Consider the following 11623-nt stretch of genomic DNA (forward strand, 5'->3'; position numbering starts at 1 on the left):
CGGGCCGCTGCGGCGGCTCCGCCTCGACGGCCGCCCGCAGCTCCCACTCGCCGAGCCGCTCGCTCTCCACCGGCCGCCACGCCCGGGCGGCGAGCCGTGCCAGCTCCCGGTAGGAGGCGGCGGGCCCGCGGCGGCGCGCCGGAGCGGCCGGTACGACCTTCCCCGCCACCAGCGCCGATTGCTCGATTGCGACGCTCTCGCCGTCCCGACGTGTGATCATGAGCACGCCGTCGTCCCATGATGTGAGAACACCCACCGTGTCAGTGAACTTCTCCGGTCCAGCACCGGGTTCGCCCAAGCGCCTTACGGAGACCCGTTTCCCCACGTCAGCAGGGGTGATTCGGACTTCCAGGCGTCCTGCCGCCGAGATTTCCACTGGTCAGTTCACCCCTCCTGTTCGGATCGAGCTCCGGAACGGAGATACTAGGGGCGGGCATCGACGACGCCGCGCTCCCGCGCGCCAGGCGGCGGAGCCTGAGGAGGCCCGCCAGCGCCCTATCGAGGAGGAACGACAGCGTGACCTACGTCATCGCGCAGCCTTGTGTCGACGTCAAGGACAAGGCGTGCATCGAGGAGTGCCCGGTCGACTGCATCTACGAGGGCCAGCGGTCCTTGTACATCCACCCGGACGAATGCGTCGACTGTGGTGCCTGTGAGCCGGTCTGCCCGGTCGAGGCGATCTTCTACGAGGACGACACTCCGGAGGAGTGGAAGGACTACTACAAGGCGAACGTCGAGTTCTTCGACGACCTGGGCTCGCCCGGCGGCGCCAGCAAGCTGGGGCTGATCGAGCGTGACCACCCCTTCGTGGCCGCGCTGCCGCCGCAGGGCGAGTGACCGTTCCAGCGCCAAGCGGCCCGTGAAGAGCGCCGCCTCGGTCCCGTACGGCCCGATCGTCCCGATCACCGCCGCACGGGACCGAGGCGTTTGCCGCACCGTACGAAAGTGAGCCTGATTCCCGTGTCCGCAGTCTCCGACCGGCTCCCCGCCTTCCCCTGGGACAGACTGGAGCCGTACAAGAAGACGGCCGCCGCGCACCCCGACGGGATCGTCGACCTCTCCGTGGGCACGCCGGTCGACCCGGTGCCCGAGCCGGTCCAGAAGGCCCTGATCGACGCGGCCGACTCCCCGGGCTACCCGACCGTCTGGGGCACCCCGGCCCTGCGTGACGCGATCACCGGCTGGCTGGAGCGCCGCCTGGGCGCCCGCGGGGTCACCCACCGGCACGTGCTGCCGGTCGTCGGCTCCAAGGAACTCGTGGCGTGGCTGCCGACCCAGCTCGGCCTCGGCCCCGGTGACAAGGTCGCCTACCCGCGCCTGGCCTACCCCACCTACGAGGTCGGTGCCCGGCTCGCCCGTGCCGGGTACGAGGTCTACGACGACCCGCGCGAGCTGGACCCGACGGGCCTGAAGCTGCTGTGGCTGAACTCCCCGTCCAACCCGACGGGCAAGGTGCTGTCGAAGCGGGAGCTGACGGAGATCGTCGCCTGGGCCCGCGCGCACGGCGTCCTGGTCTTCTCCGACGAGTGCTATCTGGAGCTGGGCTGGGAGGCGGACCCGGTCTCGGTCCTGCACCCGGACGTCAACGGCGGTTCCTACGACGGCGTCGTCGCCGTCCACAGCCTGTCCAAGCGCTCCAACCTGGCCGGCTACCGCGCGGCCTTCATCGCCGGCGACCCGGCCGTCCTCGGCCCGCTGCTGGAGATCCGCAAGCACGGCGGCATGATGACCTCCGCGCCGACCCAGGCCGCCGTCGTGGCCGCCCTCGGCGACGACGGCCATGTGCGGGAGCAGCGCGAGCGCTACGCGGCCCGCCGTGAGGCCCTCCGGTCGGCTCTCCTCGCCCAGGGCTTCCGGATCGAGCACAGCGAGGCGAGCCTGTACCTCTGGGCCACCCGGGACGAGTCCTGCTGGACCACGGTCGCCCACCTGGCCGAGCTGGGCATCCTGGTGGCGCCGGGCGACTTCTACGGCGAGGCGGGCGAGCAGTTCGTCCGGGTGGCCGTCACGGCGACGGATGAACGGGTCGAGGCGGCGGTGCGGCGCCTGACGGCGTAGTCCGGGCGCGGGTGCGACCGCACAGGCCGACGGGGTCCAGGAGAGGAATCCTGGACCCCGCCGGCGGTCGCAGCCGGGTGCTCAGCCGCCCAGCGGCAGTCCCTTGGTGGGCAGGGACGACGTCGGCAGCCCGCCCTTGGTGAGCGAGTCCGTCGGCAGCCCGCCCTTCGTCGCACCGGCGGCGGTCTCCCCGAGGACACCCCCCGCGGTCCCGGCCGCGTCCCCCGCGGCCTTCTGCACCGCGGGCGTGGTCTTCTTCACGGCACCGCCGCCGGTCTTGCCCGCGGCCGGCACGGCCTGCTCGACGGCCTTGCCGCCGGCGTGGCCCGCCAGCGAGGTGGTGCTCTGCGCGGCACCGTCGACGGCGTTGCCGACGTGCGCCCCGTCCAGCGCGGTCAGACCGCCCAGGTTCGGGGTCGCCGCCGGCAGGTTCGTGGCCGCACCGGCGGAGCCGGCCGCACCGACCCCGGCAGCCGCTCCCGCTGCGACGAGCAGCGCGGCACGGGCGATCCGGCGGGTCAGAGGGAGGGACATGATGCTCCATTCGACGGGAGAGAACGGTGTCTGTGTCCGGGCTGGTGTCCGGCTCGGACGTCGTGACTACCGCTCGAAGCCCGCGAAGGTTGCGGACGCCTCGGGTAAAGAATGGATAACGCATCGCATTATCAGGTGTGGATAAAAACGGGCAAAGAGAGTTCGCCGGCGGGCGCGCAGAATCCTTCCGGCCCTTGATTCCCAAGGGTTTCCATCCCGGACGGGCCGGTCGCCCGAACGGCCGGACCTCCCGGTGCCGCGCAACCCGCCGGAGTGACCGGTCGTACTACTGTCCGGCCACGATCCGGACCGCCCCCACGGACCTCTCGCCCCCGGCGGCCCCCTGCGGTCCCGCGGTCCCCTGCGGGGCGGCCGTCCGCCATCCGCCGCCGCCCGCGGTCCACTCCCGGCCCGCGTACGTCACCCGCCGGATGTGCAGGGCCGAGGAGTTGGCGACCGCCCACTGCGCGAGCTGCCAGCCCCGCGTCCGCTCGTCGCGCCCCGCCGCGTCCGGCTTGCCGCCCTCGGACACCGGAACGGTCACCGTCCGCCCGTGGGCGGTCGCGGTCACGCTCGGCGACGGGGACGGCGACGGGACGGGCGTACCACCCACCTCCGCGCCGGTCTCCTGCAGCGCGTCGCGCCCGAAGTCCCGTACCAGCGCGGCCCGTACCGCGTCCGGGCCGGTCGCCGACGCCGTGCGCTCCGGGCGCCCGTCGCAGGTCAGCGTGGCCGCGGCCCGCCCCGTCAGGGCCGCCGACAGCAAGGAGGCGTCCGGCTCGTGCTTGGCGTACGCCTCCGGGTAACCGCTGCGCTGCACCCGCTGCGCGGCCACCGTCAGGGGCAGTTCGGTGTAGCCGGGCACCTTGTCCAGGTGCGCGTAGAAGATGCCCGCCGCGTACGCCGGGTCCATGATCTGCCGCTCGGTGCCCCAGCCCATCGAGGGCCGCTGCTGGAACAGGCCCAGCGAATCCCGGTCGCCGTGCTCGATGTTGCGCAGCCCCGACTCCTGCAGCGCGGTCGCGATCGCGATCGTCACGGCCCGCTCGGGCATCCCGCGCCCGGTGCCGACGGCGGCGATCGTGGCCGCGTTCACCGCCTGCTCCGGGGTGAACTCGTAGGAGGCGCCGTCGCCGGAGGCCGCGACCACGGTGCAGCCGCGCGCTCCACCGCCTCCGGTGACGTACTGCACCACGAGGTACGCGGCGACACCGCACAGGACCAGCAGGGCCGCGGTGTAACGGAAGAGGCGACCGCGACGCTTGGGACGGGTGGGGGACGGGTCTGGCACGCGTACAAGGTACTGGAGCCCCGCCCGGCCCTCACGGGGGGTCCGCGACACGCGCGCCGCCCGGCCCCCGCGGGCGGCGCGCTAGGGTCGTGGCCATGGCCGACACCTCCCTTGATCTCGCACTGGACGCCGCCACGCTCACCGCACGGCTCGTGGACTTCCCCTCGGAGAGCGGCACCGAGAAGCCGCTCGCGGACGCGATCGAGACCGCCCTGCGCGCCCTGCCGCACCTCACGGTGGACCGGTACGGCAACAACGTGATCGCCCGTACGGACCTGGGCCGCGCCGAGCGCGTCATCCTCGCCGGCCACATCGACACCGTCCCGATCGCCGGCAACGTCCCCTCGCGGCTCGACGAGGACGGCGTGCTGTGGGGCTGCGGCACCTGTGACATGAAGTCGGGCGTGGCGGTGCAGCTGCGCATCGCGGCCACGGTCCCCGCCCCCAACCGCGACCTGACCTTCGTCTTCTACGACAACGAGGAGGTGGAGGCGGAGCGCAACGGCCTGCGGCACATCGCCGCGGCCCGCCCGGAATGGCTGGCGGGCGACTTCGCGATCCTGCTGGAGCCCTCCGACGGCGAGGTCGAGGGCGGCTGCCAGGGCACCCTGCGGATGCTGCTGAGGACCACGGGTGAGCGCGCCCACTCCGCGCGCTCCTGGATGGGCTCGAACGCCATCCACGCGGCGGCCCCCGTCCTGGCCCGCCTGGCCTCCTACGAGGCGCGCCGGCCCGTCATCGACGGCCTGGAGTACCACGAGGGCCTGAACGCGGTGGGCGTCAGCGGGGGAGTGGCGGGCAACGTCATCCCGGACGAGTGCGTGGTGACGGTCAACTTCCGCTACGCCCCCGACCGCACCGAGGAGGAGGCGATCGCGCACGTCCACGAGGTCTTCGCGGACTGCGGTGTCGAGGAGTTCGTGGTCGACGACCACAGCGGCGGCGCCCTGCCCGGCCTCTCCCACCCGGCCGCGGCGGCCTTCATCGAGGCGGTGGGCGGCACCCCGCGGCCCAAGTTCGGCTGGACGGACGTGTCCCGCTTCTCCGCGCTCGGCGTCCCCGCGGTCAACTACGGCCCCGGCAACCCCCACTTGGCCCACAAGCGGGACGAGCGCGTGGAGACCGCGAAGATCCTGGCGGGCGAGGAGCGCCTGCGGAAGTGGCTCACCGTCTGAGGAGACCGTAGGGGCGCACGCGCGGCGGACACCCGGACGTCCCCCCTCCGTAACCCGGCTCGATCTAGTCTGAGATCGAACTACCGGCAAGCGGAGGGAGCGCACATGGCTACCGGAAACCCCGAGGGGAAGAAGCAGCCACCGGACGAGCAGCGGCTCGGACCCGTCCTCCGACGGCGGTCCCAGGTGACGTCCAGCACGACCGACCAGCGGCTGCTGGACGAGCGGGCACCCTCCGACTGGGTCCACACCGACCCCTGGCGGGTCCTGCGCATCCAGTCGGAGTTCATCGAGGGCTTCGGCACCCTCGCCGAACTCCCGCCCGCCATCAGCGTGTTCGGCTCGGCGCGGACGACGGTGGACTCGCCGGAGTACGAGGCGGGCATGCGGCTCGGCCGGGGTCTGGTGGAGGCCGGCTGGGCGGTGATCACCGGAGGCGGCCCGGGCGCGATGGAGGCGGCCAACAGGGGAGCGAGCGAGGCGGGCGGCATCTCGGTCGGGCTCGGCATCGAACTTCCCTTCGAACAGGGACTGAACCCGTACGTCGACATCGGGCTGAACTTCCGGTACTTCTTCGTCCGCAAGATGATGTTCGTGAAGTACGCCCAGGGGTTCGTGGTCCTGCCCGGCGGCCTCGGCACCCTCGACGAGCTCTTCGAGGCCCTGACCCTGGTCCAGACGCAGAAGGTCACCCGCTTCCCGATCGTCCTCTTCGGCAGCGAGTACTGGGGCGGCCTGGTGTCCTGGATCAGGGACACGCTGATCGCCCAGGGCAAGGCGGCGGAGAAGGACCTGCTGCTGTTCCACCTCACGGACGACGTGGAGGAGGCGGTGGCCCTGGTGTCGAAGGAGGCGGGCCGCTGACACCGGCGGTGCCCGCGTCCGCCGGCGTCCGGCCCCTGGCCGCCCCCTCCGGGGCGGTCAGGCCAGGCCCCGGCGCGCCACCGCGGGGGCCCGGTGGCCGGCGATCGACGCCACCATGTCCAGCACCTGCCGGGTCTCGGCCACCTCGTGCACCCGGTACACCTGCGCCCCGAGCCACGCGGAGACGGCGGTGGTCGCCAGCGTGCCGATCAGCCGCTCCTTCACCGGCCGGTCCAGCGTCTCGCCGACGAAGTCCTTGTTGGACAGCGACACCAGCACCGGCCACCCGGTGGCCGCCATCTCGTCCAGCCGCCGCGTCGCCTCCAGGCTGTGGCGCGTGTTCTTCCCGAAGTCGTGCCCGGGATCGATCAGCACGGACTCCCGCGGGACCCCCAGCGCGACCGCGCGCTCGGCCAGCCCCAGGGTCACCCCGAGGATGTCGGCCATGACGTCGTCGTAGGCCACCCGGTGCGGGCGCGTACGCGGCCGCGCACCGCCGGCGTGCGTGCACACCAGCCCCGCCCCGTGGCGGGCGGCGACCTCCGCGAGCGCGGGGTCGACCCCGCCCCACGCGTCGTTCAGCAGATCCGCGCCCGCCTCGCACACGGCCTCGCCGACCTCGGCCCGCCAGGTGTCCACACTGATGACCACCTCGGGGAACCGGCGCCGTACCTCCCTGACGAAACCGACGGTCCGGCGCGCCTCCTCCTCGGCCGTGACCTCCTCGCCGGGCCCGGCCTTGACCCCGCCGACGTCGATGATCGCGGCGCCCTCGGCCACCGCCTGCTCGACCCGGGCCAGGGCCGGCTCGTCGCGGAAGGTCGCCCCTTGGTCGTAGAAGGAATCCGGCGTCCGGTTCACGATCGCCATGATCACCGGCTCGTGCGGCCCGAATTCCCGCCTGCCCAGCCTGAGCATCCGCTGCGACCTTTCCTAGTACGTCCCGCTGTACGGCCGCCTGTGACCCTAACTGTCGGACTCGCATGGCACGATCGGACCCTGACAGATTCTGCTTCCGGCACAGCGGCCGGTAACGAGCGTGGGGACCCCTGGCGATGGTGATGTTCTTGTTCCTGGTCGTCGCGCTGGCCGTCGTGGTCGCCGCGGTGACCCTGGCCGTGGTGGGCGGCGGGGAGAGCGCCCCGCTGCCCGAGGTGGCGCCCGAGCGGCTCCAGGACCCGCTGCCCGCGGACCGCCCGGTGGACCACGCGGACGTGGAGAGCCTGCGCTTCCCGGTCACGCCGCGCGGCTACCGCATGGCCGACGTCGACGACGCGCTCGGCCGGCTCGCCGCCGAACTGGCCGAGCGGGACGCCCGTATCGCCGATCTGGAGTCGGCGCTGGCCGGGGCCAGAGCCGCCGCGCACCAAGGGCACCGGCAGCCGGACGGCACCGAGGGCGCGGAGGACGGGCGATGACCACCGGAGCCGCCGTCGCCGGTCCGGACGGCGCCCTGCGCTGCCCCTGGGCCCTGTCCACCGACGACTACGTGTCGTACCACGACGAGGAGTGGGGCCGGCCGGTCCACGGCGACGACGCCCTCTTCGAACGGCTCAGCCTGGAGGCCTTCCAGTCGGGCCTGTCCTGGATCACGATCCTGCGCCGCCGCCCGGGCTTCCGCACGGCGTTCGCGGGCTTCCACATCGAGAAGGTCGCCGCCTACACCGACGCCGACCGCGAGCGCCTGCTGGCGGACCCCGGGATCATCCGCAACCGGGCCAAGATCGACGCCACGATCGCCAACGCGCGCGTCCTCGCCGGCTGGGCCGAGGGCGACCTGGACGAGCTCGTCTGGTCCCACGCCCCCGACCCCGTCACCCGCCCGGCCCCGCGGACCCTCGCCGACGTCCCGGCGGTCACCCCGCAGTCCACGGCCCTGTCCAAGGCCCTGAAGCAGCGGGGTCTGCGATTCGTCGGCCCGACCACGGCATACGCCCTGATGCAGGCGTGCGGCCTGGTCGACGACCATCTGGCGGCCTGTGTGGCGCGGGGCGCTAGCGCCCCAGGTACTCCGGCCGCTCCTTGTTGACGAAGGCCCGCACCGCGATCGCGTGGTCCTCCGACCGGCCCGCCCGCGACTGCAGCTCGTCCTCCTTGTCCAGCGTCTCGTCGAGGGAGTGCGTCAGGCCGTAGGCCACCGCCTCCTTGATCGCCGCGTACGCCACCGTCGGCCCCCCGGCCAGCGCCCGGGCCACCTTCGCGGCCTCGGCGCTCAGCTGCGCGGAGGGCACGACCCGGTTCGCGATGCCCAGCTCCAGCGCGTCCTGGGCGCTGATGCTGCGCGGGAAGAGCAGCAGGTCGGCGGCGCGGCTCGGGCCGATCACCCGGGGCAGCGTCCAGGAGATGCCGGAGTCGGCGGTCAGGGCGACGCCCGCGAACGAGGTGTTGAACGCGGCGGTGTCGGCCACCAGCCGGTAGTCCGCGGCGAGCGCGAAACCGAACCCGGCGCCGGCCGCGACACCGTTCACCGCCGCGACGACCGGCTTGGGTGCCCCCGTGAGGGCCCGCACGATCGGGTTGTAGTGCTCCCTGACCGTGCTCATCGTCTGCCCCGCCCCGGTCTCCCGGTCGTCGGCCAGCAGCCCGATGTGCTCCTTGAGGTCCTGGCCCACGCAGAACGCCCGCTCCCCGGCGGCGGTCAGCAGGATCGCCCGTACGGCCGTGTCGCCGGCCGCCGATTCCGCCGCCTCCCTGAGGGCGACCTTCGTCGCGATGTTCAGCGCGTTCATCGCCTCGGGGCGGTTCAGCGTGATCGTCGCGAGCCCGTCTTCCACCTCGTAGAGCACGGTGTCGGCCATGGCGTATCCCCTCCGGTTCGCGGTGGTGACGTACCGCTCGGTACGTCCATGTATGAGGACAGCATGGCGGAGATCACCGGCCGCGGGCCGGACCGGACGTGTGACCTGCGTCTAACAAAAAAGCACCGGAGTCGGCCGGCGCGGCTCCGCGCGGTGGCGCAGTATCGCAGGCACATCGCCGAATTGGGTGGTTTTGCTCGCGCGCGTTGCCCAAGCGATGCCGACTCATGTTGGTCATCGGGTCCTGCGATGCGGGATAATGGCTGGGAAGCAATGTGTTCGATGCCGGTGTCGCGTGTCCGTTCCGGATGGCGGGTGCCCTCGTGGGGTCGTCGGCAGACGATGAGCTGGTTTCAGGAAGGGGAACGAGCATGGCGGCCATGAAGCCGCGGACGGGTGACGGCCCGCTCGAGGTGACCAAGGAGGGGCGGGGCATCGTCATGCGCGTTCCGCTCGAAGGCGGCGGTCGACTCGTCGTCGAGCTGACCCCGGACGAGGCCGAGGCGCTTGGCGACGCCCTCAAGAAGGTCGTCGTCTGAGGTCCCAGCGATCCTGTCCTTGCGACTGCCCCGGCATCGTACGCGGTGCCGGGGCAGCCGCGTTCCCGGGGCACGGGGCCGCCGTCACCGCTTGACGGCGCACAGCAGCCCGTCGCCGACCGGCAGCAGCGACGAGACCAGTTCCTGGCTCTCCCGCACCGTGCGCAGCAGTTCGCGCAGCCGCAGCACCTCGGCCGGCTGCGGTCCCGAATCCACCGTACGTCCGTTGGCGAACACGCCCTCGAAGACCACCAGGCCGCCCGGGCGCAGCAGGCGCAACGATTCGGCGAGGTAGTCGGGGTACTCCAGCCGGTCGCCGTCGCAGAAGACGAGGTCGTAGCCGGCGTCGGCGAGACGCGGCAGCACGTCCAGCGCCCGCCCGGGGATGAAACGGGCCCGGTTGCTGGCGAAGCCGCAGACCCGGAAGGCCTGCCGGGCGAACTGCTGGTGCTCCGGCTCCGGGTCCACCGTGGTGAGCACCCCGTCCGGCCGCATCCCGTGCAGCAGATGGATGCCCGACACCCCGCAGCCCGTGCCGATCTCCGCGACCGCCTTCGCGTCCACCGAGGCGGCGAGCAGTCTCAGCGCGGCGCCCGTGCTGGGCATCACCGAGCGCAGCCCCGCCTCGCGGGCCCGGTCACGGGCCCAGTGCAGCGCTTCGTCCTCGGCGACAAAGGCGTCGGCGAACGCCCAGCTCGTCTGCCGGTTGCCGGTAATGACCCTCTCCTGTCCCCGTGGTTGCCTGGGCGTGACTGTATCCGTTGGCGTCGGGAACCCGCAGATGGGACCGGGCGTTAACAGGGATGGGACGACAGCCGGGGACGCGACGGGGGGCGAGCGGTGGACCAGGGCACCGAGCAACTGCTGACGCAGCCGCATGAGCCGGGCCAGCACGTGTCAAATTCTCGTAAAACCGCTTATCCGGAGCTAACGGGCGAGGTGGCTATGGTAGGGGCTCCACTGGACACCACCAGAGCCGACAGGGGAGGTGCGGCTGCACCCGGGGACCGGGGCGGAGTGCTGCGGCGCTTCCTCGGGTCGGCGGGCAGGCCGAAATCCGTGACCGACACCGCTGCTGACAGCCACGCCGCCGGTCCCGCCGCAGGCGGGACCCAGACCGCGACCTTCGCCACCGACGCGGACGGGCAGGCGTGGACTCCGCCCACGTGGGACGAGATCGTCAGCACGCACAGTGGCCGGGTCTACCGGCTCGCCTACCGTCTGACGGGCAACCAGCACGACGCCGAGGACCTCACGCAGGAGGTCTTCGTCCGCGTCTTCCGCTCCCTGTCCACGTACTCGCCGGGCACCTTCGAGGGCTGGCTGCACCGCATCACCACCAACCTCTTCCTGGACATGGTGCGGCGCAAGCAGCGCATCCGCTTCGACGCCCTCGGCGAGGACGCGGCCGAGCGCCTGCCCAGCCGCGAACCCAACCCGCAGCAGCTCTTCAACGACGCCCACTTCGACGCCGACGTCCAGCAGGCCCTCGACACGCTGGCGCCCGAGTTCCGCGCCGCCGTCGTCCTGTGCGACATCGAAGGACTGTCGTACGAGGAGATCGCCGCCACCCTCGGCGTGAAGCTGGGCACGGTCCGCTCCCGTATCCACCGCGGCCGGTCCCAGCTCCGCAAGGCCCTCGCGCACCGCTCCCCGGAGGCCCGTGCGGCCGAGCGGCGCTCCTTCCTGACCCGTGTCCCCGCTCTGGGGGGAGGGGGCGCGACCGCGTGAGTGGATCTCGGCCGAAACCTGCGCAGGAGCCGCTCCTCGCAGAACAGCACCTGGGAGACCGGCTCTCCGCCCTGGTGGACGGAGAGCTGGGTCATGAGACGCGTGAGCGGGTCCTCGCCCACCTGGCCACCTGCGGCCGGTGCAAGGCGGAGGCGGACGCCCAGCGCGCGCTGAAGAACGTGTTCGCGGAGGCCGCCCCGCCCCCGCCCTCGGCGAGCTTCCTGGCCCGCCTCCAGGGCCTCCCCGGGGGAGGTGACCCGGACGACGGCGGCACGCCGTCGCCCGGGAGCGGATTCCTCGGCGGCGGCACCACCGGAAGCACCGGCGCCTTCGGGGTGAGGCGCGGCGATCGCCTCCCGTTCGGCTACGTCCCCGCCCGCCCGCACGGCTTCGTGCCCGCCGCGGCGGACGGCATCCCCCGGCCCGACGACACCGGCTTCCGCATCCACCCCGTCGGCCGCCCGGACGACGGCCGCTCCGCCTCGCGCGGGCTGCGGTTCGCGTTCGCCGCCGCCGGCGCGGTGTCGCTGGCCGCGGTCGCCCTGGGCGGCGTGACCACGGCCTTCCCCGGCGACCTGACCAAGGACGCCCGCGGCGGCTCCGGCAACGGCAGCAACGTGACCCCGGCGCGTC

Annotated in this window: 14 protein-coding genes and 1 pseudogene; 9 read left to right on the plus strand and 6 right to left on the minus strand. The window is 72.8% G+C overall.

All coding sequences use genetic code 11. The features are described 5' to 3' along the window. Positions 1 to 376, minus strand: a pseudogene (locus GT045_RS40680) (GNAT family N-acetyltransferase); the annotation flags it as partial. Positions 377 to 516: 140 nt separating this feature from the next. Here GT045_RS40680 and fdxA point away from each other — a divergent pair. Continuing rightward, positions 517 to 837 (plus strand): ferredoxin, encoded by a 321-nt coding sequence (fdxA, locus tag GT045_RS11315; protein ID WP_121787075.1) that lies wholly within the window; start codon positions 517 to 519, stop codon positions 835 to 837. Positions 838 to 960: 123 nt separating this feature from the next. Next, a complete protein-coding gene (locus GT045_RS11320) occupies positions 961 to 2058 on the plus strand; it encodes a bifunctional succinyldiaminopimelate transaminase/glutamate-prephenate aminotransferase (protein WP_161334080.1) in 1098 nt (365 codons plus the stop codon). 81 nt (positions 2059 to 2139) lie between these two features. Here GT045_RS11320 and GT045_RS11325 read toward each other — a convergent pair whose 3' ends face one another. Together GT045_RS11325 and GT045_RS11330 are read right to left on the minus strand one after the other, a co-directional pair. Beyond that, positions 2140 to 2592, minus strand: coding sequence for an ATP-binding protein (locus GT045_RS11325; protein ID WP_161290547.1), 453 nt, complete (start codon positions 2590 to 2592; stop codon positions 2140 to 2142). Between the two features lie 286 nt (positions 2593 to 2878). Then, on the minus strand, positions 2879 to 3883 hold the full coding sequence (locus tag GT045_RS11330; protein WP_345942613.1) for a heavy metal transporter: 1005 nt from the start codon (positions 3881 to 3883) through the stop codon (positions 2879 to 2881). A gap of 95 nt (positions 3884 to 3978) precedes the next feature. On the opposite strand from GT045_RS11330, the gene dapE reads away from it, so the two are divergent. Next, positions 3979 to 5058, plus strand: coding sequence for a succinyl-diaminopimelate desuccinylase (gene dapE, locus GT045_RS11335; RefSeq protein WP_161334081.1), 1080 nt, complete (start codon positions 3979 to 3981; stop codon positions 5056 to 5058). Between the two features lie 105 nt (positions 5059 to 5163). Continuing rightward, the gene (locus GT045_RS11340) at positions 5164 to 5922 is read left to right on the plus strand and encodes a TIGR00730 family Rossman fold protein (RefSeq protein ID WP_161334082.1); all 759 of its coding nucleotides are present in this window, start codon (positions 5164 to 5166) and stop codon (positions 5920 to 5922) included. Between the two features lie 57 nt (positions 5923 to 5979). Here GT045_RS11340 and folP read toward each other — a convergent pair whose 3' ends face one another. Continuing rightward, the gene (gene folP, locus GT045_RS11345; protein ID WP_161290553.1) at positions 5980 to 6840 is read right to left on the minus strand and encodes a dihydropteroate synthase; all 861 of its coding nucleotides are present in this window, start codon (positions 6838 to 6840) and stop codon (positions 5980 to 5982) included. A 137-nt stretch (positions 6841 to 6977) separates the two neighbouring features. Here folP and GT045_RS11350 point away from each other — a divergent pair, with 137 nt between their 5' ends. Together GT045_RS11350 and GT045_RS11355 are read left to right on the plus strand one after the other, a co-directional pair. Further along, entirely contained in the window at positions 6978 to 7340 is a 363-nt protein-coding gene (locus GT045_RS11350) for a DivIVA domain-containing protein (RefSeq protein WP_161334083.1), read from the plus strand. Further along, on the plus strand, positions 7337 to 7951 hold the full coding sequence (locus GT045_RS11355) for a DNA-3-methyladenine glycosylase I (RefSeq protein WP_161290557.1): 615 nt from the start codon (positions 7337 to 7339) through the stop codon (positions 7949 to 7951). Before GT045_RS11350 ends, GT045_RS11355 begins: the two co-directional genes overlap by 4 nt. On the opposite strand, the gene GT045_RS11360 is transcribed toward GT045_RS11355, so the two are convergent. After that, positions 7917 to 8720 (minus strand): enoyl-CoA hydratase-related protein, encoded by an 804-nt coding sequence (locus GT045_RS11360; protein WP_161334084.1) that lies wholly within the window; start codon positions 8718 to 8720, stop codon positions 7917 to 7919. The two genes, GT045_RS11355 and GT045_RS11360, sit on opposite strands and share 35 nt — an antisense overlap. Before the next feature lie 371 nt (positions 8721 to 9091). On the opposite strand from GT045_RS11360, the gene GT045_RS11365 reads away from it, so the two are divergent. Further along, complete coding sequence (locus tag GT045_RS11365; RefSeq protein ID WP_018544333.1) at positions 9092 to 9259, plus strand: DUF3117 domain-containing protein; 168 nt, start codon at positions 9092 to 9094, stop codon at positions 9257 to 9259. 84 nt (positions 9260 to 9343) lie between these two features. Here the strand turns inward: GT045_RS11365 and GT045_RS11370 are convergent, their stop codons facing one another. Then, positions 9344 to 10042 carry an O-methyltransferase gene (locus tag GT045_RS11370; RefSeq protein WP_161290567.1) on the minus strand — a complete coding sequence of 233 codons (699 nt, stop codon included), beginning with the start codon at positions 10040 to 10042 and terminating at the stop codon, positions 9344 to 9346. Positions 10043 to 10276: 234 nt separating this feature from the next. Between GT045_RS11370 and sigE the strand changes: the two genes are divergently transcribed. Together sigE and GT045_RS11380 are read left to right on the plus strand one after the other, a co-directional pair. Continuing rightward, the gene (gene sigE / locus GT045_RS11375; RefSeq protein WP_161290569.1) at positions 10277 to 10990 is read left to right on the plus strand and encodes an RNA polymerase sigma factor SigE; all 714 of its coding nucleotides are present in this window, start codon (positions 10277 to 10279) and stop codon (positions 10988 to 10990) included. Continuing rightward, the coding region (locus GT045_RS11380; protein ID WP_161334085.1) for a zf-HC2 domain-containing protein at positions 10987 to 11623 on the plus strand (637 nt) is incomplete at its 3' end. The genes sigE and GT045_RS11380, both read left to right, overlap by 4 nt.

Source organism: Streptomyces sp. SID486, assembly GCF_009865385.1.
Lineage (GTDB): Bacteria > Actinomycetota > Actinomycetes > Streptomycetales > Streptomycetaceae > Streptomyces.